Raw genomic sequence first — 24,121 nt, 5'->3', positions numbered from 1 at the left:
GCGTAGTGCGAGATTCAGTAGTTCATCGAAGGCGTAGTTTCCAAATGGAAACTTGGTCGTTAAGTAAAAGGTTGTGCAATAAGATATTGATATTAGCGAGTAGGCAATGAAGTGCGATAAAAGAAAAATCAGTTTTGATTCCCTGGAGTAAATAAATGATCGGGTGAATCCGCTTTCCCTTCTTCCGATTATGTAAAAGGCGAATCCGAATAGTGCGACACTTGAAGAGATGTAGGCATAAAACCATGCTGAAATCGTAATGTAATTGCTGGAGAAATAGTTGGGGTCTTGCCTGGTTGTTGCAAAAAAATAGAACATCGCACAAGGTGATATCATGATCCAGAAAAAGGCGATGGGTTCTTTCAATTGTTCTTTGATGAATATGGATGTTAGGGAAAGCACTCTGGGTAAAATATTTTTAGTCATTGAATGGTGTTTTCCAAAGCTGTTGTTTTTTATTTTGCTTTCGTTTGTGGTTTGCCATCTGGCATTAAGTGATGTTGCAATGGTTGGTTGATTTCAGTGTTAAATGCAAGTGAGGGGGTTTTATGTTGTAGGGGTTTTCCTATGGTCTTTTAAGATGTCTCCTACATGATGTTGGGACCCTTGGTTTTTTGGTTTTGTTCTACTGTGGTTGGTTTCTAGTGTGGATCTGTGGAATTCCTTTTTGAAACTGTATTTTAGTTTTCGGCAGGCAGAAATGATCTTTCTATGTTGAGTAGAATATTTCTGTAGGAGTAAATGTGCGGTTTGTACTTTTTTATGGTTTTTTATTTTTTTTCAGGGCCTGATTTTTTTAAAAAGGCGACGAACGGTAGGCCATGTTTTTTTGATCGTCCGTTTTGTTCGAGTAAGGAGCGCAGGCTTTACGTCTGCGGGTGATCGAGTTGTACCCGCAGGGGGATGGCCTGCAACAGGTGTTTAGCGACGGGCATGAACGGGGATTTATCCGTGGTCCTATCTGGTGCAACTCAATCCTTGAGTCACTGAAATCCAATGTGGGAGCGAGCTTGCTCGCGATGAGGCCCGGTCAGTCGACACACATGTTGAATGAAAGACCATCGCGAGCAAGCTCGCTCCCACAGGTGATCTGCCCACCAGATGATTGACGGTCCTTGCCAGAAAAAAGCCAAAAGAGTACAAATGTACTCCATGACGACTCTGACTCCCCGCCGTACCGCCATTCTGACCTTCATCCGCGATCGCATCGCCGAGCACGGTCAGCCTCCGAGCCTCGCTGAAATCAGCGAGGCGTTTGGTTTCGCTTCCCGCAGCGTGGCGCGCAAGCATGTGCTGGCGCTGACCGAAGCCGGGTTTATCGAGGTCAACCCGCATCAGGCCCGGGGCATTCGCCTGCTCGGGCAGCCGCCGCGTCCCGAGTTGCTGGACATCCCGGTACTTGGCCGGGTGGCGGCCGGTGCGCCGATCGGTGCCGATGCCGAGGTGCACAGCCGTTTGCTGCTTGATCCGTCGATCTTCTCGCGGGTGCCGGACTACATGTTGCGGGTCCGGGGCGATTCGATGATCGAGGACGGCATCCTCGACGGCGATCTGGTGGGTGTGCACCGCAACCCCGAGGCGCTCAACGGCCAGATCGTCGTGGCGCGGCTCGACGGCGAAGTCACCATCAAGCGCTTCGAGCGGGTCGGCGATGTGGTTCGCCTGCTGCCGCGCAACCCGGCCTACCAGCCGATCATTGTGAACGCCGATCAGGACCTGGCCATCGAAGGCGTGTTCTGTGGTCTGGTGAGGCAAGGCTGATGGGTGCCGTCGTTGCGCTGGATACGCTGTTCAATGGCGGCCAGGTCTGGAAGGGCCGGCCTGCGCCACCGGCTACCAGCCCGCAGCCCACCGGGCATGCCGCGCTGGACGCGGCATTGCCCAGCGGTGGCTGGCCGGAGGCGGCGCTGACGGAAATCCTGTTGGCCGGGCAGGGGGTGGGCGAGTTGCAACTGGTGTGGCCGACGCTGGCACGGCTGTCGGCGGCGGGCGAGCGCATCGTGCTGGTGGCGCCACCTTGCGTACCGTACCCCCAGGCGTGGCAGAGCGCCGGGGTGGATCTGCGTCAGTTGTCGATCATCCAGGCCAGCGAGCGCGATGCGCTGTGGGCCGCGGAGCAATGCCTGCGTTCGGGCAGTTGCGGCGCGGTGCTGTGCTGGCCACACAAGGCCGACGACCGCGCCTTGCGCCGCTTGCAGGTGGCGGCGGAAACCGGCCAGACCCTGGCCTTCGCCTATCGCCCCATCGGTGAAGCGATCAACCCTTCGCCAGCGGCCTTGCGCATCGCCATCGATGCCCAACCGGCACAACTGCGCGTGCTCAAGTGCCGCGGCGGCCTGGCCCGTTCGGCGCCGATTGCCTTCGCCGTGGGACATTGAGGTTGCCATGCGCTGGGTCTGCATTGTTTTCCCGCAATTGGCGCTGGACGCGGTACTGCGTCAGCGCGTCGACCCCGATGAGCCCCTGGCCTTGCTGACCGGCCCGGCCCAGCGCCGGGTGCTGCAGGCCGTCAACGGTGCGGCGCGGGCGCTGGGTTTGCGTCCCGGTCAGTCCATGAGTGCGGCGCAGGCTTTGAGCAAAGGCTTTGTCACGGCCGAATACGACGCTGCCGAAATTGAACACTGGCAGCAGTTTCTCGCCGCCTGGGCCTACCGCTTCAGTTCCCAGGTCAGCGTGCATTACCCACGGGCGCTGGTGTTTGAAATCGAATCCAGCCTGGGACTGTTCGGCGCCTGGCCGCAATTCGAAGCGCTTTTGCGCCGTGAGCTCGGTGAGCTGGGGTTTCGGCACCGCATCGTGGCCGCGCCCAACCCGGTGGCGGCGCGGGTGCTGGCCAACGCCTATGACGGTCTGGTGGTGCCGGACGATCAAGCCTTGCAGCATCACCTTGGGCAAATGCCCGTCGACCGGATCGGCCTCGAAGCACCGGTCGCCACGGCCTTGTCGCGCATGGGCTTGCGCACCTTGAGCCAGGTGCAGGCGTTGCCCCGACATAGCCTGGCCCGGCGTTTCGAGGCCCAGGTGCTCAAGCACCTGGATGCGTTGCTTGGCACGCGGCGGCTGGCGCTGGCGTTTTACCTGCCGCCGGACCGTTTCGATGTGCGTATCGAGCTCAATTTCGATGTGCAGTCCCATCAAGCCCTGCTGTTTCCGTTGCGCCGGTTGACGGGCGACCTGTCGGCGTTCCTGTGCGGTCGCGACAGCGGCGTACAGCGTTTCGACCTGCATCTGGAGCATGCCGGGTTGCCGGATACGGTCATCAAGGTCGGCCTGCTCAGTGCCGAGCGCGATCCGGCGATGCTCTTCGAGCTGGCCCGGGGGCGGCTGGAGCAGGTCCAGGTCGAGGCACCGGTACGTGGCTTTCGCTTGCGCGCCGAGGATTTGCCGAGCTTCGTGCCCCAGCATCAGGAACTGTTCGACGATCGCCCGCAGCAGTCCTTGCCCTGGGAACAACTGCGCGAACGCCTGCGCGCACGGCTGGGGGATGACGCGGTGCATGGCTTGCGCTTTCAGGCCGATCACCGTCCCGAGTGCGCGTGGCAGGCCAGTGCCGACAGCCAGCCTTGCGCAGTGCCGGCCGCGGTGAAACGGCCGGGCTGGCTGCTGACCGAGCCGTTGGCCGTGCATCAGGGCTCGGCGCGCATCCTCATGGGGCCGGAGCGTATCGAGTCCGGCTGGTGGGACGGCGACGACGTACGCCGCGACTATTACCTGATCGAAACCCGTGCCGGCCAACAGGGCTGGGCCTACCGGGCGGTCGGTGAGGACGGCCCGTTGTGGTTGCAGGGCTGGTTCGCATGAGCCGCGAATATGCCGAATTGCACTGCCTGTCGAACTTCAGCTTCCAGCGTGGTGCCTCCAGTGCCCTCGAACTGTTCCAGCGAGCGAAAAAACAGGGTTATCAAGCCCTGGCGATCACCGACGAATGCACCCTGGCGGGCATCGTTCGCGCCTGGCAAGCGGCGAAGTCCGTGGAGTTGCCGCTGATTATCGGCAGTGAAATACGCATCGAGAACGGTCCGAAACTGGTGCTGCTGGTGGAGAGCCTGGAGGGGTATCAGGCGCTGTGCCGATTGATTACCCGCGCCCGGCGCCGCACGCAGAAAGGCCAGTATCAGGTGCTGCGAGAAGACTTCAGTGAATCATTGCCGGGGCTGTTGGCGTTATGGGTGCCGGACGCTGTCGATGCCTTCGAACAGGGCCTCTGGCTCAAGCAGGTCTTTGCCGAACGCCTGTGGCTGACAGTGCAGTTGCATCGCGGTCAGGACGATGCCCAGCGCCTGAGCGATCTGCTGACACTGGCCAGGGAACTGCGCGTTCCGGCCGTGGCCAGTGGCGATGTGCACATGCATGCTCGCGGACGACGGGCCTTGCAGGACACCATGACCGCGATCCGTCATCACCTGCCGGTGGCCGATGCCGGGTTGCGCCTGCACCCCAACGGCGAACGCCATCTGCGCAGCCTCGACGTGCTGGAGGCGCTTTACCCGCCAGCCTTGCTGGCGCAAACGCTGACCATTGCCCGGCGTTGCACCTTCGACCTCGGCCAACTGCGTTATCAATACCCCCGCGAACTGGTGCCGCAAGGCCACACAGCCACCTCGTGGCTACGTCATTTGACCGAGGAGGGCATTCGCTGGCGCTGGGGAAACGGCCCGACAGTCGAGGTGCTGAAGCAAATCGACAAGGAGCTGCAACTGATTGCCGAGTTGGGCTACGAAAGTTATTTCCTGACAGTCCACGACATCGTCCGCTTTGCCCGCCAGCAACAGATTCTTTGTCAGGGTCGTGGTTCTGCCGCCAACTCGGCAGTGTGCTTCGCCCTGGGTATCACCGAAATCGACCCGGACCGCACCACGCTGCTGTTCGAACGTTTTCTTTCCAAAGAACGCAACGAGCCGCCGGACATCGACGTCGATTTCGAGCACGAACGCCGCGAAGAGGTCTTGCAGTACGTGTTCCAGCGTTATGGCCGGGCCCGCGCCGCGCTGACGGCGGTGGTCAGCACCTACCATGCGGCCGGTGCGGTGCGTGATGTGGCCAAGGCATTGGGCTTGCCGCCGGACCAGATCAACGCCCTGGCCGATTGCTGCGGTCACTGGAGCGATGAAACGCCGCCCGTGGAGCGGCTGCGCGAGGGCGGTTTCGACCCCGAGAGCCCGGTGCTGCATCGGGTGTTGAGCCTGACGGGACAGTTGATCGGCTTCCCCCGGCATCTGTCCCAGCACCCCGGCGGTTTCGTGATTTCCGAGCAGCCGCTGGACAGTCTGGTGCCGGTGGAAAACGCCGCCATGGCCGAGCGCACCATCATCCAGTGGGACAAGGATGATCTCGACGCAGTGGGCCTGCTCAAGGTCGATATCCTGGCGCTGGGCATGCTCAGCGCGATTCGCCGATGTTTCGATCTGCTGCGCCGGCACCGGGGCCTGGACCTGAGTCTGGCGACCATCCCGTCCGAGGATGCGGCCACCTACGAAATGATCGGTCGGGCCGACACCATCGGCGTGTTCCAGATCGAGTCCCGGGCGCAGATGTCGATGTTGCCAAGGCTCAGGCCGAAGACGTTTTACGATCTGGTGATCGAGGTCGCCATCGTTCGGCCGGGGCCGATCCAGGGCGGCATGGTGCACCCGTACCTGCGGCGACGGAACAAGGAAGAACCGGAGGCGTATCCGTCGCCGGAACTGGAAGTGGTGCTCAAGCGCACCCTCGGCGTGCCGCTGTTTCAGGAACAGGTGATGCAGATCGCCATCGTCGCCGCCGACTACAGTCCCGGCGAGGCCGATCAGCTACGCCGCTCCATGGCCGCGTGGAAACGCCATGGCGGGCTCGAACCGCACAAGGAGCGGCTGGCCGCCGGGATGAAAAAAAACGGCTACACCGCCGGGTTTGCCGCGCAGATTTTCGAGCAGATCAAAGGGTTTGGCAGCTACGGCTTTCCCGAGTCCCACGCGGCCAGTTTTGCCTTGCTGACGTACGCCAGTTGCTGGTTGAAATGCCACGAGCCGGCGGCCTTCGCCTGTGCGCTGATCAACAGTTGGCCCATGGGTTTCTACAGCCCGGACCAGATTCTGCAGGACGTCCGGCGCCATCATTTGCAGGTTCGCCCGGTGGACGTGCATGCCAGTGACTGGGATTGCAGCCTGGAGCCGATCAGCGCTGCGCAACCGGCGATTCGCTTGGGGCTGCGCATGATCAAGGGCTTTCGCGAGGACGATGCCCGACGCATCGAAGTGGCTCGTTCGAAAGGCGCGTTTGCCGACATCGCCGATCTCGGCGAGCGGGCGCAGCTCGATGCCCGCGCCCAGGAGCAACTGGCCGATGCCGGCGCGTTGCGTGGCCTGGCCGGCGACCGGCACCGGGCACGCTGGGAAGTGGCCGGGGTACAAAAGCAGCTGGGTTTGTTTGCCGGCCTGCCGCGCCAGGAGGAAGACGCGGTGGCGTTGCCCAAGCCCACCGTGGGCGAGGACCTGCAAGCCGATTACGCCAGTGTCGGTACTACCCTCGGGCCGCATCCGCTGGCCCTGTTGCGTGGTGAGTTGAAGGCGCGGCGCTGCCGCAGTTCCAAGGAGTTGCTGGACGTCGAGCACGGTCGGCCGGTCAGCGTCGCCGGGCTGGTCACCGGCCGGCAACGCCCGGCCACCGCCAGCGGCGTGACGTTCGTCACCCTCGAGGACGAGTTCGGCAACGTCAACGTGGTGGTCTGGCGCGACCTGGCCGAGCGGCAACGCCAGGTGTTGGTCGGCTCGCAATTGCTCAAGGTCGATGGCCGCTGGGAGAAGGAGGGCGAGGTGCGGCATCTGATTGCCGGGCGCTTGAGTGATCTGAGTTCGTTGCTGGATGGCATTACTGTGCGTAGCCGGGATTTTCACTAACGCTGCAATTCCTGTGGGAGCGAGCTTGCTCCGGGCGGCGTTCCGACGATAGCGGTGTATCAGACACGTTAATATTGAATGTGCCGACGCCTTCGCGGGCAAGCCCGCTCCCACAGGTTTTGTGCAGCAGCGGCTTACTTGGCCAGCGGCCAAAACCGCTCGCCACCCCCCGGCGCATCCGTCCACGCCTGCAACGACCGCGTCGGCAGATCGAAATAATCCCGGGTTCGCGCATACCCATGACCACCCATCCGTCCAATTGCATCAAGCCCCAACTGATCGATGTACAGGGTTTTCGGATCGATCAATTCGTCACGCACATGCGCCATCAGCACTTCACCAAAGATGATCTCCCGGGATTGGCCGATGGACAGCGCCATCATCCGCCGACACTCCAGCGCCACCGGGGCTTCGCCGATACGCGGGCATTTGACCGTGGTGCCGGGGATGGCGGTGAGGCCGGCAGCGGTCAATTCGTCGAAGCCGGGGGCGAAGGGCACGGCACAGACGTTCATGGCTTCCACCAGCGCGTCGCTGACGATGTTCACGGTGAATTCCTGGTTGAGCTGGATATTGCGGGTGGTGTCCTTGGGGCTTTGGTCGCCGTAATTTTCCACGCCCAGGGCGAGGATAGGCGGATCGGCCGACAGCGCATTGAAAAAGCTGAACGGCGCCGCGTTGACCCGGCCTTCGCCGTCGACGGTGGTGACCAGGGCAATTGGCCGTGGCACGACGCTGCCGATCAGAATCTTGTATTTGTCCCGTGGGCTCAGGGTGCTGAAGTCGAAGCTTTGCATGAGCAGAAATCTCTAAAGAAGTGGATCGATCGCGCTCAGTGGCGTGTGGGCGCTGTAGTCGTCGGCGAACGGGATGGCCGGCTGGAACAGGCTTTTCCAGTCCGGTTGGCCAAAGGCCCGGTCGCTGTGACTGCGCATCAGTTTTTCGAATTGGCGTTGGGCCTGGCGTTGCAGGGCGGGGTAGTCGACGCCCTCGACCTGACCGTCGTGCATCACGCAGCGGCCGTCGATATAGCTGGCGATGCAGTCATCGCCGCGGCCGGCCAGAACAAGATTCTTCAGCGGATCGAAAAGCGGCCCCAGGTGCATCCCGCGCAGGTTGAACACAGTGATATCGGCCTTGCAGCCCGGTGCGAGGCGACCGATATCGTCGCGGCCCAGCGCCTTGGCACCGCCGAGTGTCGCGGCGTTGTACAGATCCAGCGTGCTGGTCAGGTCGTTACCGCCCTCCATCAGCCGGGCGATGTTCAAACCCTGGCGCATGTTGTCCAGCAAGTCCGCCGGCCAGGTGTCGGTGCCCAGGGCGAAGTTGATGCCCTTGGCCCGATAGCGCCCAAACGAATTCAGCGCCTCGCCGTCCCGGGCAAACACCACCGGGCAATGCACCAGACTGGTGCCGCCATCCACCAGCCGTTGCAGGTCATCATCACCTCGGGTGTAGATACCGTGGGGCAGCAGGCTGCGCGGGGTCAGCAGCTCCAGGTGCAGCAACCAGCCCAGTGGCGAAGTGCCGCGCAGTTGCTCGACCATCGCCACTTCACCGAGACCCTGACAGCAGTGCAAACGCATCGGCGCGTTCAGTTCCCGGCTCAGCGCGGCGGTGCGTTGCAGCAACGCCGGGGTGCAGGTCTGGATGCGATCGGGCAGTAGCGCACCGCGAATCAGACCGTTATGCGCGCCATCGAAATCCCGGAAAAACCGTTCAGCGGCATCGAGCCCGGCCATGCCCCGGGCTTCGTCCCAGTGGTGCGCCAGGGTTCCATCGGCGCGCCAGTAACTCATGCCGCTCATGTAGCAGGGGCCGAGGTAGGTGCGCAGCCCCAACTCGGCCGCCACACCGGCTACCGCCGCAAACTCGTCGTAGGTCTCGGCCCACTCGCGGTAGTACATCGAGGTGATTGGCATGGCCGTGGTGATGCCATTGCGGATCAACTGCGTGAAGGCGTAGCGGTATTTGAAGACTTCTTCTTCAGGGCTGTAGCTTTCCCGCGTTCCACGCGCCAGATATTCCGCCGACCACATCCGGCCCATGTCGCGCTCGTCGCCGTTGTCCAGGGTCAGTACCGTGGAGTCGAGATCGCCAAGGGCATCCAGATCGATGAAGCCGGGACCGATCAGCGCGTTGCCGTAATCAATCCATTGATCCACCGACCCCGGATAACCGCGTCCGACAAACTCAATGCGTGAGCCTTCGAACACCACTTCGCCGTCGCGCCACAGCACATGCTGCGTGCCATCGAAGCCGACCACGCAACTGGCCCGCAAGCCGATGCGCCTCACAGACGGCTTTCCAGCAAGCGACCGCCCGCAGCAATCAACTGACCCGCGCGATAAACCTGACGCAGCGGCCGCGCAACCACGGCTTCACCCAGTGTTTGCACCGGCATCAGCAAGAAGTCCGCCGCTTGGCCGATCTCCAGGCGATTGGCTTTACAACCCAGCGCTTGGGCGCCGTTGACGGTCGCCGCTTCGAACGCTGCCGCCAGTTCTTCGTCTTTGTTCAAATCGAAACGGAACGCCAGCAACATCGTCCGTTCCAGCATGTCGCCGTTGCCCATGGGCGACCAGGCATCACGAATGCCGTCCGAGCCCAGGCACAGATTCACACCGGTTTCCCGCAGGGCCAGGAACGGTGGCACCGCGCAATCGGCCGGGGCCGAGCTCATCAGCGAAATACCCAGCGTTGCCAGGCGCTCGGCCACAGGTAGGACCTGGCTCCACGGCAACATCCCCAGGCAGTAGGCATGGCTGATCATCACCCGGCCCTCGCGGCCGAAGCGCTCGGTGTAGTCGGCGATCAGGGCGATCTGCCACAGGCCCAGCTCACCCTTGTCGTGCAGGTGTATGTCGACGCCACGGTCGAACTCGCTGGCCAGTTTGAAGACGAAATCGAGTTGCGCGATGGGGTCATTGTCGATACCGCACGGGTCCAGTCCACCGACGTTCTCCACGCCCAGGGCCATCGCTTCGCGCATCAGCTCGGCGGTGCCGGGGCGGCTGATAAGCCCGGTTTGCGGGAACACCACCAGTTGCAGGTCGATCAGGTCGCGGTAGTTTTCACGCAGTTGCTGCATGGCCTCGACATGACGCAGGCCGAATTCCGGGTCGATGTCGACATGGCAACGCATGGTCAGCGAGCCACGGGCGATGCAGTTTTCCAGCAGGGCACCGGCCCGTTGCGCAATCGGTGTGGTGACTTCACGCAGAATGCGCCTTTCGTTGGCAATGTAGTCCTTGAGGGTCGGGCCGGCGCTGTTGGGGCGCCACGGTTGACCCCAGAGGGTTTTGTCCAGGTGTACGTGGCTTTCCACCAGTGCGGGGGTGAGCAGTTGGTTCTGGCCGTCGATGTCGGTGGCGAGCAGCTCGGTAGTCGAGGCCGGGCGACGCAGGGTGAACCGGCCGTTTTCGATCAGCAGGTCTTCGGCGGGGGCGCCGTAGGGGCGCACGTTGCGCAGCCAGCGGGGTTGGGTCATACAAACCTCATTCAGCTCTTTGAATTTTGTAGTGCCTGGGCCGGCCTCTTCGCGAGCAAGCCCGCTCCCACATTGTCCGTGTGAACATTGGAGATCCCTTGTGGGAGCGGGCTTGCTCGCGAAGGCCGCGACTCGGTCTCGGATCAGCCCTTGAGCTTGGCCCAGATCCGGTCCTGCAGTTCACGCGCCTTGTTGCTGCATTCCTTTTCCGGACGCAGGCGCGAGGCGAATTCGTCAGGCATGTTGATGGCGTCCATCACCCGCCATTTGGCGTCGATCAGTTTGTCGCTCTGGATGCCGTTGTCGTAGGCGATGGCATTGGACACGGCGGCGGCGTTTTCCGGTTTCATCATCCAGTCGATGAAGATCTTTGCGTTGCCGGGGTGTGGTGCGCTTTTCGGTACGGCGAAGTTGTCCTGGAACATCGCCAGGCCTTCACGGGGGTAGACGTACTTGATGGTGCTCTTCTGCAAGGTGGCCCGGGCGGTGGAGCCGTTCCAGTTTTGCATCATGATCACTTCACCGGAGGCCATGCGGTCGACGGTGTTGTCCGAGCTGTACATCTTCAGGAAGGGTTTCTGTTTTTGCAGCAGTTCGAGGATGCGTTTGGCGTCCTGCGGGTTTTCGCTGCATTCGTCGACATTCAGGTAGTGACTGGCGGCGTTGATCACGCTGCTGGAGGTGTCGAGGGCGGCGAGTTGGCCTTGCAGTTCCTTGCGTGGCTCGAAGAACTCTTTCCACGAGTCGTCGAGTTTGCCGCCAGGCACCCGGGCGCTGTCATAGGAGAACCCGGTGGTACCCCACAGGTACGGTGCCGAGAACTTGCGGCCGGGGTCGAAGCCCGGGTCGCGGAACGCCGGTTTGACGTACTGGAAGTTGGGCAGGGTCGAGGCGTCGATTTCCAGCAGCAGGTCTTGGTTGATCAGGGTGCGCATGATCGATTGCGACGGCACGATCACGTCATACGCGGCGCCGCCGGCCTGCAACTTGGCCAGCAGGGTTTCGTTGCTGTCGTAGCCGTCCATGGTGACTTTGATCCCGGTCTCCTTTTCGAACTTGGCCAGCAGGTCGACCGGGTAGTAGTCGGTCCAGTTGTAGAAGAACAGTTCCTTGGGCTCGGCGGCCTGGGCGCTGAACGTAGTGAACGCGGTGAAGCAACTCAAGGCCAGACCGGCAACGGCGAAACTGGCAGCAGCAAAACGGGGGCTTTTCACTTTCTTGCTCATAAAGACGTCTCCAGGCTTATTGTTGTTTGCCGCGCTGTCCCAGCCAGAAGGCCAGCACCACCAGCACGATGGAAATCACCAGCATCAGGGTCGAGATCGCATTGATCTCCGGCGTCACGCCGGCCTTGATCGCCGAGAAGATGTACACCGGCAGGGTCGTCGAACCGGGACCTGCGACGAAGAAAGTCATGATGAAATCGTCGAGGCTGACCACGAACGCCAGCACCGAGCCGGACAGCACCGCCGGCCACAGCAACGGCAAGGTCACCCGGCGAAACACCTGCCACGGGTTGGCGTACAGGTCGTTCGCCGCTTCCAGCAGGCTCTTGTCCAGGTCGTTGAGCCGCGCACGAATCGGCAGGTAGGCAAATGGAATGCAAAAGCCGATGTGCGCGACGATCACCGTCAGCAAACCGAGCTTGATCCCCAGCGCCATGAACAGCAGCAGGGTGGYCACGGCTGTGACGATCTCCGGCAGGATCAGCGGCAGGTTGATCCCGCCCTCGACCATTTTCTGTCCGTAGAACGGCCGGTAAGTCGCCAGCGCCGCGAGCAACGCAATGGCCGTGGCGCAGACCGTGGCGATGCTGGCGACGATGATCGAGTTCAGTGCAGCGGTCTGGATTGAAGGGTTGGCCAGGATGCGTCCGTACCAGTCGAACGAGAATTCGGTCCACACCGTCGCCGAGCGATTGGCGTTGAAGCTGTAGGCGATCAACACGAAAATCGGCAGATACAGATAGGCCAGCATCAGCAGACTGACTTCACGGGTCAGGGGCAGTTTTTTCAGGTGCAGGGCAATCATGCTTGGGCTCCTGGGCGTTGGGTCTTGGCGGCATTGCGGCTATAGAGGGCGTACAGCACCAGGGACAGCAACATGATCCCCAGCAACAGGAACGACAGCGAACTGCCCAGCGGCCAATTGCGCGCAGTGCCGAATTGCTGCTGGATCAGGTTGCCGATCATCAACGTCTTGCCACCGCCGAGGATCGCCGGGGTAATGAACGCACCCAGGCTTGGCACGAACACCAGCAAGGCACCTGCAATCACGCCCGGCATCGACAGCGGCAGGATGATCCGGCGCAACGCGTGCCAGCGGTTGGCACCGAGGTCGTAGGCGGCTTCCACCAGACGCCAGTCGAGTTTTTCTAGGGTCGAGTAGATCGGCAGGATCATGAATGGCAGGAAGCTGTAGACCAGGCCGACGCTGACCGCGAAGTCGTTGTAGAGCAGGGTGATGCCACCGGCTTGCGGGAACAGCGCGTTGAGGCTCTGGGCGACCCAGCCGTGTTCGCGCAGGATGATCAGCCACGCATAGTTGCGGATCAGCAGGTTGGTCCAGAACGGAATGGTGATCAGCAACACCATCAGGTTGCGCCGACGGGGTGTCAGGCTCGACATCCACAACACCACCGGAAAACCGAACAGGAAACACAACACGGTGGTGCCACCGGCCTGGAACACCGAACGCAACAACGCCTGGGCGTAGACCCAGTTCAGTTCCAGTTCACCGTCGAAACCTTCCTGGAAAAACAGCTGCACGTAACTTTGCAATTGCCAGTTGGCCTGCCAGTCGACGCCACCGTAGACGTTGCGTGGCAACAGGCTGATGTAGCCCATGATGCCCAGCGGAATGGCGATCAGGGCCAGCAGGGTCAGAACCACCGGGCTGAGCAGCAGCGCACGGTTGAGGGCTGGGGAAGTGCTGCTGACGCTCATCTCAGGCCTCCATCAACAGACAGGCGTGGGGCGGCAGGTTGACCGCGACGCGATCACCCACCACCCGGCCGTGGTTCAGGCCTTCGTTGTTCTCGCGCAACATGACCTGGATGTCATTGTTCAAGCGGCATTGATAGAGCGTGGCCGTGCCTACATACAGCACGGCCTCGATCACGCCGCGCAGGTGATGCGGCTGCGTCGGCTCGACCAGTTGCGAACGCTCGGGGCGGAATGCCAGTTGCACCTTGCTGCCAGCAAAGCCCTGGGCCTGGCAGGGGATTTCCACCGGCATACCGTTGGGCACGAAGAGGTTTTCGTTCTGCTGACCGCGTTTGAGATGACCGGGGAGGAAGTTGATGTCGCCGATGAATTGCGCGACGAACTGATGCTGTGGGCGCTCGTAGATCTCGTTGGGCGTGCCGATTTGCAGGATCTTGCCGGCAGACATCACGGCAATGCGATCGGACAGGGTCAGCGCTTCTTCCTGATCGTGGGTAACGAAAATGAAGGTGATCCCGGCTTCTTTCTGCACGCGCTTGAGTTCGACCTGCATTTCCTTGCGCAGCTTGAGGTCCAGGGCCGACAGCGGCTCGTCCAGCAACAGCACTTTCGGTTTCGGCGCCAGGGCCCGGGCCAGAGCCACGCGCTGCTGTTGACCGCCGGACAGCTCGGCCGGTTTGCGCCGGGCCAGGTGCTGCATTTGCACCAGCGCGAGCATTTCATCGACCCGCTGCGGAATCAGTTTGCGATCAAGACCCTGCATCTCGAGGCCGAAGGCGATATTCTGCGCAACACTCATGTGCGGAAACAGCGCGTAACTCTGGAACACCGTGTTGACCCGACGCTTGAACGGCGGCAAATCGTTGACCGGCTCGCCCGCGAGGCGGATCTCACCATCGCTGACGTGCTCGAAGCCGGCAATGGTGCGCAGCAGGGTGGTCTTGCCACAGCCAGAGGGGCCGAGCAGGGTGAAGAATTCGTTGTCGGCGATGTCGACAGAGACATTGTCGAGGGCTGGCGCCAGCCCCGGATCGTCGGAATACCGCTTGGAGACGTTTCGCACTTCAATTGCAACTGGATGACCCATAATGGTGCATTCATCTAATTATTGTATGCAAAATCTGGATGCAATTTAGAAATACCCGGATTAATCTGCCCGTGCAAGCCCCTTTTTCAAAGGCTGTTCATTCGCCAGGGTTGTTTGCACAGGGCGCAAGGAGTTGATGAATGACGGAAAAGAAACTGGAAACCACGGTCGACCGCGTCTACCAAGGGGTTTACGAGGCGATCAGCAAACGCTCGTTGCGTCCGGGAATGAAGCTGGGCGAAGCCTCGCTGGCCGAGCTGTTCAACGTCAGCCGCACGTCTGTGCGGGCTGCGCTCAAGCAATTGGAGGCTGACGGACTGGTCACCACCGAGCCCAATAAAGGTGCGTCGGTGTCGTTACCGAGCGACGAAGAGATTCGTTCGCTGTTCGAGACCCGGCGCCTGATCGAGATCGGTATCGTCAGCGAACTGTGCCGCCGTCGCGATACGGCGGTGACCCAGGACTTGCGCGATCACTTGTTGCTGGAGGATGAAGCGCATCAAAGCGGTGATCACGAACGGCTGATTCACCTGCTCGGCGAGTTCCACATCAAACTGGCCCGCAGTCTGAACAACCCGGTGCTGCTCGACTGGTTCCAGAAGCTGATTTCCCGGGCGTCGCTGTACGCCGCCGCGCTGGATGACGACAGCCACGAAGCCTGCCGCGACGACGAACACCTGCGGCTGATCGAGTACATCGAAGCGGGCAACCAGAGCGCGGCCATCGAGCTGACCTGCATGCACTTGAATGGCATCGAGAAGGCGATTCTGGATGTCGCGGCCACCCTGAAAAGCAGCTACAACCCGCTCAAACACGTCAGCACATTCAACAAATATGGCGGCAGGGACACTGCTATCGCGGGCAAGCCCGCTCCCACAGGGATCTCTATTGGCCACAGATTCCCGGCTCGACAAGGAAGCCTCAGAATCAGCTATACCTCTATGAAACGAATAGCGTGCAGGATGCTCGAAACAAACGGGCGCAAATGACCGGGATAGAGCCAAGTCATGCAGTTTCTAGAGGATAGCCACGGGTGCTCCGGGTGGAACGGCGAAATGGCCGGGCGCATTCGTGCGTTCGACTGGAGCCGGACCGAACTTGGCCCACTCGACTCATGGTCCAGGAGCCTGAGCAGCACGGTGCAGTTGATGCTCGCGTCCCCGCTGCCGATGGTGATGCTCTGGGGTCAGTCCGGGTACATGATCTATAACGACGCTTACTCCAAGTTTGCCGGTGGGCGTCATCCGTACCTGCTGGGGGCTGCGGTGGAGCTGGGCTGGCCAGAAGTCGCCGAATTCAATCGCCACGTGGTGGATACCTGCCTGGCAGGCGGGACCTTGTCCTATCGCAATAAAGTCCTGGTATTGCTGCGCGACGGCGTTCCCGAGGATGTCTGGCTCGACCTCTATTACAGTCCGGTGGCCGACGATGACGGGCGCCCGGCCGGGGTCATGGGCATGGTGGTGGAAACCACGGAGCGGGTAATTTCCGAACGCCGGCGGCAGGCGGCCGAAGACGCTTATCGAGCGGATAACGAGCGGGTGCGCCTGGCGTTGAACGCCGGGGCCTTGCTCGGTTCCTTTGTCTGGGACATCAAGGCCAACGTGCTGTCGGGTGATGAGCGCTACGCTCGCACGTTCTCTTATCCACCCGGGCAAGACTTGGGCAACCTGTCACAGGAGATCGTCGAAGGGCGGATCCATCCGGACGACCGTAGCTGGGTCCAGGAACGGATCGCACTGTCGGTCGAGACTGGCGAACCCTACAACGTCGAGTACCGGATCCAGCGTCCCGACGGCAGTTACTTCTGGGTGCTCGCCAGCGGTTGCTGCGAATTCGATGAGCAAGGGGAGGCATTTCGGTTCCCCGGCGTGCTGATCGATATTCACGAACGCAAGACCGCCGAAGAATCCCTGCTCAAGTTCACCCGCAACCTGGAGCAGCGGGTGGCCGATGAGGTCGAGGCGCGGCTGGCGGCGGAAGAACAACTGCGCCAGTCACAGAAACTCGAAGCCATCGGTGGCCTCACTGGCGGTGTGGCCCATGACTTCAACAACCTGTTGCAAGTGATCGCTGGCAACCTGCACCTGTTGGCACGCCATGAGCCGAATAACGCCAATGTGCAGCGCCGGGTCTCGGCGTCGATTGCCGCCGTCGAACGCGGTGCCAAGCTGTCCTCGCAATTGCTTGCATTCGCCCGTCGCCAACCGTTGTCGCCCGCGGTCTTCACATTGCGGCAGATTTTCGATGGCCTGGCGGAACTGTTGCAGCGTGCCTTGGGTGAAACCCTTCAGGTGCAGATGACGGCGCCCGAAGATTCGTGGAATGTGTTTGTCGATCGCAATCAACTGGAAAACGCCATTCTCAATCTGGCGATCAATGCCCGGGACGCCCTGCAGGGTGAGGGGACCATTGATCTTTGTGCGGACAACATCGTCCTGGATCGCAAGTTTTGCATCGGCAAGGGCATTGCCGCCGGGGACTATGTGCGGGTGTCCGTGACAGACACCGGCGTTGGCATGTCGCCGCAGGTGCTGGCCCAGGCATTCGAGCCGTTCTTCACCACCAAGGCCGATGGTCAGGGCACCGGATTGGGCTTGAGCATGGTGTTTGGTTTCGTCAAACAGAGTGGCGGTCATATCGAAATTGCCAGCAACGTGGGGCAGGGGACTCGGGTGCAGTTGTACTTCCCGCGCACCTTGCGCGCGGCACCCGGTGAAACGGTGAGCCCTGATGTGCCGCAAAGGGGCGGGCACGAACGCATCCTGGTGGTCGAAGACAATGAGGCAGTGCGGGTCTCGGTGGTGGAGTTGTTGCGCGAAGAGGGCTATCAGATCCTCACGGCCACCAATGGTGACGTCGCCATGCAAATGTTGCTGGAAGGGTTGGCGGTGGACCTGATATTCACCGACGTGGTCATGCCCGGCCTGATCAAGAGTTCGGATCTGGCAGCCTGGGCGAAAGTGCAGGAACCACCGGTGGCCGTGCTGTTCACCTCGGGGCATACCCGCGACATCATCTCGCGCAATCACCAGCTCAGCCCCGACACCCACCTGCTGAGCAAACCCTACAATCCCGAAGCACTCAGGCAAATGGTGCGTACGGTGCTTAACGGCTGAAACCGGTGGAAGCGCCGGCGCAGGCAAGGTTTTATCGCATTTGAGACAGGACGACGAACGGGCACCGCTGGTCTGACAGGTGGTCGACAGAACGGGCTAACCGAGGCCATTCTGATAATTGGTGAACGCAATTGATCGCGATTCGCTGCCGATCAACAAACGGAGGTGTTCCATGCCGGTGCCCCATGACCTTTATCAGGATCTGAAACGCTCAAAGGAAGAAGTCCAGCAGAAACGCACCAAGGATCCGTTACTGGATTCACTGCTTAACAAGTATTCCCAGGCGGATGCCGAAGTGGTGAAAGCAGAGGAGGCCAAATCCAGCGATGACACGGTGACGAAGCTCAAGGCGAAGCGCCTGGAGGTCAAGGACAAGATCGTCAAGCAACTTGGCTCGTCGTCCTGACCCACCAGCCTGCCACCGACGACCGGTGGCTGAACAGTTGGAACGGCACAAAAAAACGGCACCTCGAATGCTCAGAGACCGATGTTACGGCTCTCAACGAGGTGCCTCATGACCCAGCCCGAATATCCCGGTGAACTGAACGCTGTCCCTGTGGGAGCGGGCTTGCTCGCGAATTGGGCCTGCCAGTCAATGTCGATGTTGAATGTGCTGACGTCTTCGCGAGCAAGCCCGCTCCCACAGGGGGGGGGCTTCGGTGAGCTCTGACAGGGGTACTGCTCATTGCAATGCCTTGCTCAAAGGCAATCGCACCATGTTCTGCGCTTTCAGCGAACCGAAGTACAACCAGTCCCCATACTCGCGCACCGTGGTGATGGGCGAGTAATTGTCGCTGCTGCCGTCCTGCAGGTTGGCGATCACTTTGCCTTCAAGGTCCAGACCCAGGGCAAACCCGCGTTTTTCCACGGGTTTGGGCAAGACAGTCATGGCCCGCACGATCATCTTGCGCACGAACGGATGTGCGGCCGTGCCATCGAGCAAGGCGTTGCGGGGGGCATACAGTGCCACCCAGAACCGGTCGTGACCATTGAACGACAGGTTGTCCGGCAGCCCTGGCAGGTTGTCGATGAACAGATCATGGGTGCCGGCCTTCGGGCCGCTGAGCCAATACCGGCTGATGCGGTAGGCACCGGTTTCATTGACCAGAACATAGGCATCGTCCGGTCCCAGGGTTACGCCGTTGGCAAACTCCAGCTTGTCCAGCACAACCGAGGTCTTGCCGGTCTGGAAGTCGTAACGCAGCAGTCGACCGTCCCCGCCGTGTTCGAGCACGGCCTCACCGTCGTGGCCATAGCCGAACCGGCTCGAAGCGTCGCTGAAATATGCATAGTGACCGGGTTTGTCGATGGCCACATCGTCGGTAAAACCGAAGGGGACGCCGTCGGCCTCTGTGGTCAAGGCCACCAGACGCCCCTGGGCATCGAGTGACAACAAGCCTTTGATGGCATCGGCGATCACCAGCAGGCCATTGGGATGCCGGGCCAGGCCCAGTGGCCGGCCACCGGTATCGGCCAGGACTTTGGTGGTCTTGCCGTCCAGGCTCGTGCGGATCAGGCGACCGTCGTGCAGGCCGGTGAGGAGCGTGTCGTTTTCCAGCAACAAGGCTTCCGGCCCGTTGATGTCGGCGGCACCGACGCGCTCTACGCCTTTGAGCCGCTGATTGTCGGCGTAGATTCCGCTGGAGAGGGACGGCGCGGGTTGTGGCGTCCAGGCCACCGGTCGCACCTTGGTCGGCATCAGTAGCAGGAAGGCGCCGATGACGACGATGACCAGCATCAGACATTTGAGGATTCTGCTCACGCGTTGACTCCTGACGCCGCCAGATGTTTTTGCGCCATGTCGCGCAACGCCTGCATCGACGCCGCCGATTCGTGATCGATGCGCCGCTTGAGCAGCACCCGGTTGGCGATCCGCATCGCCAGACCGCTGAATTGATACTCCAGGGTGCGGACGAAACGTGTGTCCTCGCCTGTTGCTTCGCATTCATAGGTCACCACCAGCGACAGGCCATGATCACCCTGGGCCCGGGCGCTCCAGCGCCTTCCGGGCAGGTACTCCGCCACCTCCCAGCTCAAGTGCCCGTCGCGGCCGCCGGCGCGGATGTCTTCCTCGAAACGTGCGCCGGCATGCAACGGACCTTTTGGCCCATCGATGCGCAGCGACGACGGATGCCATTGCGGCCAAAGGGTCACGGTGCTGGCGTAGGCCAGTACGTCGATCGGGTGTCCGGCAATGACAATCTGATGCTGCATGCGGGTCATGGGCGTTCTCGTCGGGTTGAGCGGCACAGGTTCCGGCTCCCAATAGAGGGTGCCGAACAGGTAGTCCATCAGCGGGAAAACGATGTTGAAATTACGCTCCTGCATCAATTCGCGACGGTGATGCAGTTCGTGTAGCCGGCGCATCTGGCGGATCCACGGCAATCGCGTGATCGGGTTGCGCGGCGGCAGGTGTTCGCAGGCATGAAACACTTCATAGGCCAGGTAACCGAGGACAAGAAGGCCGCCGACCAATCCCGCGACATTGGTATCGATGTGCTTGAGCAGCCACCAGAGAGGCAAGGCGACAGCGAGGGTGTGCAGCACAATCAGCCATGCAGGAAACAGAATCACCCGCCAGTCGCGGGCGCTGTCGTAGGTCATGTGGCCGGGGGTGAAAAAGCTGTGATGGTCGCCTGCGTGACGGGCATAAAAAAGCCGGGCGAAGCTCTTTCTATGATGACCCAGGTGGCGATGCACCACGTACACACCGAGGTTGAACAACAGCAGCGTGACGGGCACCGCCAGCCATTGCGCTGGCCGCACCTGATGCACGTTGCTCCAGAAAACGCTGATCGCCAGTACCCCGAACAACAGGACAAAAGCGCCGTGCAGCCAAGGGTTGTAGAGCGGATGAATGTCGGCGCGGTAACGGCTGCGGAATCCTTCGGTGGTCTGCCTCACTGCAATCACCTGTCGTTATTGTTATTTCTTTCAGATTAGCCGATCCCGGTGATCTGGCGGGCCGAACCTTGAGGACGCAACGGCCATGATCCGGTGCAAACCGGTTTCAGGTCAGCGGATCCCAGCGTTGCGACCAGTCTTCGCCGGAATCGATGACCTTGCGCAGCAGGTCGAAGGCACATTGCAGCGTCGGCGAGTCACGATCGCGCGAGTAGACGAGATAGGTCGGGTAGCTGAATTCCGGAGCCTTGGGCACCCGTTCCAGGGCACCGCTTTCCAGGTAACTCTGCACGACACGGGTGCGGAAGTAGCCACTGCCGCCATTTTCAAGAAGGTACTGCAAGCCCAGCGGGCCGAGATTGAAACTCAGCGCAGCCTTGGCCTTTTCCGGCAGGGCGGCGTCGTGCTGGCGCCGGAATTCGCTGCCCCAATCGATGTACACATAAGGATCGGGCTTGCCGGCCAGGCGCACGAGAATCAGCTTTTCTTCGAGAATCTGCTCGACCTGCAAACGCGGCCAATACTCGGGCTGGTACACCAACGCCGCATCCAGAACGCCCAACTCCAGTTGGCGCAGCAGGTTTTCGCCGTCACGGATTTCCATGCGCAAGGCGTGGCTCGGGATGTTCTTGCGGATTTCGCCGGCCCAACCGAGCATCAGCGGGTTGCACAGGCTCACTTCGCCACCGATGTGCAGCACATCGCGATAGCCCTCGGGCAACGGCAAATCACGCCGCGCGGCTTCCCAGGTTTGCACCAGCTGATTGGCGTACACCACGAACGCTTCGCCGTTGGGCGTCAGGCGGGCGCCGGCACGATTGCGCACGAACAGGGTGCTGCCCAGCTGGCTCTCGAGTTTTTGCACCCGCGCGGTGATGGCGGTCTGGGTGACATGGAGCTTTTCCGCGGCGGCAGCCAGGCTGCCATGGCGGACGATTTCGAGGAAGGTGCGAGCGAGGTCGATGTCCATGGGGCGGCCGGTGTCGAAAGTGCGGACATTGTAAGATCACCACCGGCCCTGAAACGACGAATCCCGCCACTAGGGGCGGGATTCGTTTGCAGCAGGCACGCTCCCGAAGATCGGGAGCCAGGTGCTTACGACGGGAACAGCTCGGACAGTTTCATGGCCAGCATCATGTCGCCTTCAGCGCGCAGTTTGCCGCCCATGAACGCTTGCATGCCATCAGTCGAACCGTCGACGATGCCTTCCAGGGTTTCGCCATCCATCACCAGGGTCACCTGGGCGTCCGGGTTTTCGCCTTCCTGCAGCTCGCAAGTGCTGTCCTTGACGATCAGCGAGAAGTTCTTGGTGTCGTCGATGCGGAAACCGAAAACCAGGTCCAGACCGGCGGCAGCGGCTGGGTTGAACTTGGCTTTCATTGCTTGTACGGCATCAGCTACGGAGGTCATGGTTCGATCCTTTCTTGGGTAATAAGAGCTGGGTGATTACAGCCAGGGTCACAATAGTCCGGACTCAGCGAAACGTGATGAGTTCCGGGGCCTTCAACAGTTGCAGGTGTGCATGTCCGTTGAAGGAAGCCAGGGCCACCTCGCGACCACGAAACTTAAGCTGGTTGAGCGAGGTGTTGACGATTTGCCAGTTCAATTCAAAGGCCTGCCGGGCAGGCATTTGCGTAATCAGGTGGAGCAGGGCAGTGATGGTGCCGCCGGAGGTGAATACGGCGATTTTCTGGGTGTTGTCGGCCTGGTCGAGGATGCGGTGCAAGCCGGCCCGCACCCGCTCGACAAACCCCAGCCAGCTTTCCAGGCCCGGTGTGTCATAGGTGCCGGCAAGCCAGCGTTCGATGATCAGGGCGAAAATACGCTGGAACTCGCCACGGTTTTGCGCGGCGTTGCGCAAGACGTTCAAGGCTTCGGGTTCGTCCGGCAGCATGGCCGGCAACAGCGCGCGGATGACCGCATCGGCATCGAATTCGTTGAAGGCGGAGTCGGTTTCCAGAAGCGGCACCGGCAGGCCCACCGCGGCGAACTGTTCCAGCGCGCTGTTGGCCGTGTGCTGCTGGCGGCGCAGATCCCCTGCCAGGCAGCGGTCGAAGCTGATCCCCAGTTCGGCCAGGTGCCGGCCGAGGATTTCAGCCTGACGAATGCCGGTCGGCGACAGGACGTCGTAGTCGTCCGCACCGAAGGAGGCCTGTCCATGTCGAATCAAATAGATACTGCCCACGTCCGCGTCATCCCGGTACGTTGAAGGTTTGGCGAGGTTATGGGGATGGCGGTGTGCTGTCAATGAAAAAACATACGCTTGTTTGAAATGCCCGTTACAGGCCTGTTGCCAGAGGTTTCACGACTGGTCGCAAGGTCGGAGCATGGGTATGCTGGAAGTATCCCGCGCGCGTTCGAGCCGCGCATCGTTTGAGGAGTCCCTGTGGAGTTTTTTTCCGAGTACGCCATTTTTCTGGCCAAGACCGTGACCCTGGTGATCGCCATTCTGGTGGTCCTGGCCAGTTTTGCGGCCTTGCGCAGCAAGGGACGGCGCAAGTCGTCCGGCCAGTTGCAGGTCAGCAAGCTCAATGATTTCTACAAAGGGCTGCGCGAACGCCTGGAGCAAACCTTGCTCGACAAGGACCAGCTCAAGGCCCTGCGCAAGACACAGGCCAAAACCGACAAGAAACAGAAGAAAAAACCCGAGGCCAAACCCCGGGTGTTCGTGCTGGATTTCAACGGCGATATCAAGGCTTCGGCCACCGAAAGCCTGCGCCACGAAATCACCGCCTTGCTGACCCTCGCCACACCGAAGGACGAAGTGGTGCTGCGCCTGGAAAGCGGCGGCGGCATGGTTCACAGCTACGGCCTGGCCTCCTCGCAACTGGCGCGTATCCGTGAGGCCGGCGTGCCCTTGACCGTGTGCATCGACAAGGTCGCGGCCAGCGGTGGCTACATGATGGCGTGCATTGGCCAGAAGATCATCAGTGCACCGTTCGCGATCCTCGGCTCGATTGGCGTGGTGGCGCAGTTGCCCAACGTCAATCGCCTGCTGAAAAAGCACGACATCGATTTCGAAGTGCTGACCGCCGGTGAATACAAACGCACCCTGACCGTGTTTGGCGAAAACACCGAGAAGGGCCGGGAGAAGTTCCAGCAAGACCTGGACATCACCCACSAACTGTTCAAGAACTTCGTSTCRCGCTAYCGCCCGCAACTGGCGATCRATGAAGTGGCCACCGGCGAAATCTGGCTCGGCGTCGCAGCGCTGGACAAACATCTGGTCGACGAACTCAAGACCAGTGATGAATACCTCGCCGAACGGGCCAGGCAGTCCGAGCTCTATCACCTGCATTACTCCGAACGCAAAAGCCTGCCGGAGCGCATCGGCATGGCCGCCAGCGGTTCGGTCGATCGCGTGCTGCTGAGCTGGTGGAGCCGCTTGACCCAGCAACGCTTCTGGTAACGCTTTTGTTGCCTTCGAAAAAATGAAACCGCAGCGCCTGCTGCGGTTTTTGAAGTTGAAACGGTCCTTTGTAGCAGCTGTCGAGTTTACGAGGCTGCGTTCGGCTGCGAAGCAGTCGCAAAACCGTGCAGCTCGGTGTATCAGACAAACCGCGTACACCAGCCTGCGAGGACTTTGTCCTCGAGCGCAGCCTCGCAGGCTCGGCAGCTGCTACATCCTTCACGCATCAGCGAAATTTCCCAGACGCGCTGACGAGCCCTTCCTGCTGCCGACCCAGCCACCAGTCGCTATG

The 24,121-nt window shown here is 61.0% G+C and carries 20 protein-coding genes and 2 pseudogenes; 10 read left to right on the top strand and 12 right to left on the bottom strand.

All coding sequences use genetic code 11. The features are described from left to right. The first annotated feature begins 334 nt into the window (after positions 1–334). The 6 genes and pseudogenes from AB4Z35_RS22505 to AB4Z35_RS22480 all read left to right on the top strand — a co-directional run bounded on the left by AB4Z35_RS22505 (position 335) and on the right by AB4Z35_RS22480 (position 6,875). A complete protein-coding gene (locus AB4Z35_RS22505; protein ID WP_442099493.1) occupies positions 335–517 on the top strand; it encodes a hypothetical protein in 183 nt (60 codons plus the stop codon). A gap of 352 nt (positions 518–869) precedes the next feature. Beyond that, positions 870–982: pseudogene (locus tag AB4Z35_RS22500) on the top strand (gamma-butyrobetaine hydroxylase-like domain-containing protein); the annotation flags it as partial. Between the two features lie 161 nt (positions 983–1,143). Continuing rightward, positions 1,144–1,761: a transcriptional repressor LexA gene (gene lexA / locus AB4Z35_RS22495; RefSeq protein ID WP_007995921.1), complete on the top strand. Its 618-nt coding sequence runs from the start codon at positions 1,144–1,146 to the stop codon at positions 1,759–1,761. After that, complete coding sequence (gene imuA / locus AB4Z35_RS22490; RefSeq protein WP_442099491.1) at positions 1,761–2,378, top strand: translesion DNA synthesis-associated protein ImuA; 618 nt, start codon at positions 1,761–1,763, stop codon at positions 2,376–2,378. Before lexA ends, imuA begins: the two co-directional genes overlap by 1 nt. Positions 2,379–2,385: 7 nt before the next feature. Further along, a complete protein-coding gene (locus tag AB4Z35_RS22485) occupies positions 2,386–3,801 on the top strand; it encodes a Y-family DNA polymerase (protein WP_442099490.1) in 1,416 nt (471 codons plus the stop codon). Continuing rightward, positions 3,777–6,875, top strand: a complete 3,099-nt coding sequence (locus AB4Z35_RS22480) for an error-prone DNA polymerase (RefSeq protein ID WP_442099488.1) — start codon at positions 3,777–3,779, stop codon at positions 6,873–6,875. The genes AB4Z35_RS22485 and AB4Z35_RS22480 overlap by 25 nt, the downstream gene beginning before the upstream one ends. A gap of 134 nt (positions 6,876–7,009) precedes the next feature. Here the strand turns inward: AB4Z35_RS22480 and AB4Z35_RS22475 are convergent, their stop codons facing one another. The 7 genes from AB4Z35_RS22475 to AB4Z35_RS22445 form a co-directional block, all read right to left on the bottom strand. Next, a complete protein-coding gene (locus tag AB4Z35_RS22475; protein WP_007995928.1) occupies positions 7,010–7,672 on the bottom strand; it encodes a flavin reductase family protein in 663 nt (220 codons plus the stop codon). Between the two features lie 12 nt (positions 7,673–7,684). Continuing rightward, positions 7,685–9,172 carry an amidohydrolase family protein gene (locus AB4Z35_RS22470; protein ID WP_442099486.1) on the bottom strand — a complete coding sequence of 496 codons (1,488 nt, stop codon included), beginning with the start codon at positions 9,170–9,172 and terminating at the stop codon, positions 7,685–7,687. Then, on the bottom strand, positions 9,169–10,365 hold the full coding sequence (locus AB4Z35_RS22465) for an amidohydrolase family protein (RefSeq protein WP_442099484.1): 1,197 nt from the start codon (positions 10,363–10,365) through the stop codon (positions 9,169–9,171). Before AB4Z35_RS22465 ends, AB4Z35_RS22470 begins: the two co-directional genes overlap by 4 nt. A 143-nt stretch (positions 10,366–10,508) precedes the next feature. Further along, positions 10,509–11,591, bottom strand: coding sequence for an extracellular solute-binding protein (locus tag AB4Z35_RS22460; RefSeq protein WP_442099483.1), 1,083 nt, complete (start codon positions 11,589–11,591; stop codon positions 10,509–10,511). A 16-nt stretch (positions 11,592–11,607) separates the two neighbouring features. Then, positions 11,608–12,396 carry an ABC transporter permease gene (locus tag AB4Z35_RS22455; RefSeq protein WP_442099481.1) on the bottom strand — a complete coding sequence of 263 codons (789 nt, stop codon included), beginning with the start codon at positions 12,394–12,396 and terminating at the stop codon, positions 11,608–11,610. Then, positions 12,393–13,310: an ABC transporter permease gene (locus tag AB4Z35_RS22450; RefSeq protein ID WP_442099479.1), complete on the bottom strand. Its 918-nt coding sequence runs from the start codon at positions 13,308–13,310 to the stop codon at positions 12,393–12,395. Before AB4Z35_RS22450 ends, AB4Z35_RS22455 begins: the two co-directional genes overlap by 4 nt. Position 13,311: 1 nt before the next feature. Beyond that, complete coding sequence (locus AB4Z35_RS22445) at positions 13,312–14,397, bottom strand: ABC transporter ATP-binding protein (RefSeq protein WP_007995938.1); 1,086 nt, start codon at positions 14,395–14,397, stop codon at positions 13,312–13,314. Positions 14,398–14,537: 140 nt separating this feature from the next. Here AB4Z35_RS22445 and AB4Z35_RS22440 point away from each other — a divergent pair. From AB4Z35_RS22440 to AB4Z35_RS22430, 3 genes and pseudogenes are all read left to right on the top strand, one after another. Then, a pseudogene (locus AB4Z35_RS22440) lies at positions 14,538–15,215 on the top strand (GntR family transcriptional regulator); the annotation flags it as partial. A gap of 189 nt (positions 15,216–15,404) precedes the next feature. Beyond that, complete coding sequence (locus AB4Z35_RS22435) at positions 15,405–17,516, top strand: ATP-binding protein (protein WP_442099478.1); 2,112 nt, start codon at positions 15,405–15,407, stop codon at positions 17,514–17,516. Between the two features lie 172 nt (positions 17,517–17,688). Then, positions 17,689–17,922, top strand: a complete 234-nt coding sequence (locus tag AB4Z35_RS22430; RefSeq protein WP_007995940.1) for a DUF465 domain-containing protein — start codon at positions 17,689–17,691, stop codon at positions 17,920–17,922. Between the two features lie 276 nt (positions 17,923–18,198). On the opposite strand, the gene AB4Z35_RS22425 is transcribed toward AB4Z35_RS22430, so the two are convergent. The 5 genes from AB4Z35_RS22425 to AB4Z35_RS22405 form a co-directional block, all read right to left on the bottom strand. Continuing rightward, complete coding sequence (locus AB4Z35_RS22425) at positions 18,199–19,278, bottom strand: SMP-30/gluconolactonase/LRE family protein (protein WP_442099476.1); 1,080 nt, start codon at positions 19,276–19,278, stop codon at positions 18,199–18,201. Then, positions 19,275–20,420: a sterol desaturase/SRPBCC family protein gene (locus AB4Z35_RS22420; RefSeq protein ID WP_442099474.1), complete on the bottom strand. Its 1,146-nt coding sequence runs from the start codon at positions 20,418–20,420 to the stop codon at positions 19,275–19,277. The genes AB4Z35_RS22425 and AB4Z35_RS22420 overlap by 4 nt, the downstream gene beginning before the upstream one ends. Positions 20,421–20,526: 106 nt before the next feature. Next, a complete protein-coding gene (locus AB4Z35_RS22415; RefSeq protein ID WP_442099472.1) occupies positions 20,527–21,390 on the bottom strand; it encodes a LysR family transcriptional regulator in 864 nt (287 codons plus the stop codon). Between the two features lie 125 nt (positions 21,391–21,515). Continuing rightward, positions 21,516–21,830 carry an SCP2 sterol-binding domain-containing protein gene (locus tag AB4Z35_RS22410; RefSeq protein WP_008015934.1) on the bottom strand — a complete coding sequence of 105 codons (315 nt, stop codon included), beginning with the start codon at positions 21,828–21,830 and terminating at the stop codon, positions 21,516–21,518. Positions 21,831–21,894: 64 nt separating this feature from the next. Further along, positions 21,895–22,605: a histidine phosphatase family protein gene (locus AB4Z35_RS22405; protein WP_007995948.1), complete on the bottom strand. Its 711-nt coding sequence runs from the start codon at positions 22,603–22,605 to the stop codon at positions 21,895–21,897. Between the two features lie 201 nt (positions 22,606–22,806). Here AB4Z35_RS22405 and sohB point away from each other — a divergent pair, with 201 nt between their 5' ends. Next, positions 22,807–23,829 carry a protease SohB gene (sohB, locus tag AB4Z35_RS22400; protein WP_442099470.1) on the top strand — a complete coding sequence of 341 codons (1,023 nt, stop codon included), beginning with the start codon at positions 22,807–22,809 and terminating at the stop codon, positions 23,827–23,829. The last annotated feature ends 292 nt before the right edge of the window (positions 23,830–24,121 follow it).

Source organism: Pseudomonas sp. KB_15, from assembly GCF_052114525.1.
Taxonomy (GTDB): domain Bacteria; phylum Pseudomonadota; class Gammaproteobacteria; order Pseudomonadales; family Pseudomonadaceae; genus Aquipseudomonas.
Note: the sequence above shows the minus strand (reverse complement) of the source record. Positions and strands in the feature narration are given on the sequence as shown.

Bases quoted from the DNA above. Each gene is read 5' to 3' on its own strand.
- AB4Z35_RS22460 (WP_442099483.1), bottom strand. From the start codon at position 11,591: ATGAGCAAGAAAGTGAAAAGCCCCCGTTTTGCTGCTGCCAGTTTCGCC.
- AB4Z35_RS22475 (WP_007995928.1), bottom strand. From the start codon at position 7,672: ATGCAAAGCTTCGACTTCAGCACCCTGAGCCCACGGGACAAATACAAG.
- AB4Z35_RS22450 (WP_442099479.1), bottom strand. From the start codon at position 13,310: ATGAGCGTCAGCAGCACTTCCCCAGCCCTCAACCGTGCGCTGCTGCTC.
- AB4Z35_RS22445 (WP_007995938.1), bottom strand. From the start codon at position 14,397: ATGGGTCATCCAGTTGCAATTGAAGTGCGAAACGTCTCCAAGCGGTAT.
- AB4Z35_RS22410 (WP_008015934.1), bottom strand. From the start codon at position 21,830: ATGACCTCCGTAGCTGATGCCGTACAAGCAATGAAAGCCAAGTTCAAC.
- AB4Z35_RS22485 (WP_442099490.1), top strand. From the start codon at position 2,386: ATGCGCTGGGTCTGCATTGTTTTCCCGCAATTGGCGCTGGACGCGGTA.
- AB4Z35_RS22505 (WP_442099493.1), top strand. From the start codon at position 335: ATGATCCAGAAAAAGGCGATGGGTTCTTTCAATTGTTCTTTGATGAAT.
- lexA (WP_007995921.1), top strand. From the start codon at position 1,144: ATGTACTCCATGACGACTCTGACTCCCCGCCGTACCGCCATTCTGACC.
- AB4Z35_RS22415 (WP_442099472.1), bottom strand. From the start codon at position 21,390: ATGGACATCGACCTCGCTCGCACCTTCCTCGAAATCGTCCGCCATGGC.
- AB4Z35_RS22465 (WP_442099484.1), bottom strand. From the start codon at position 10,365: ATGACCCAACCCCGCTGGCTGCGCAACGTGCGCCCCTACGGCGCCCCC.
- AB4Z35_RS22430 (WP_007995940.1), top strand. From the start codon at position 17,689: ATGCCGGTGCCCCATGACCTTTATCAGGATCTGAAACGCTCAAAGGAA.
- AB4Z35_RS22435 (WP_442099478.1), top strand. From the start codon at position 15,405: ATGCAGTTTCTAGAGGATAGCCACGGGTGCTCCGGGTGGAACGGCGAA.
- imuA (WP_442099491.1), top strand. From the start codon at position 1,761: ATGGGTGCCGTCGTTGCGCTGGATACGCTGTTCAATGGCGGCCAGGTC.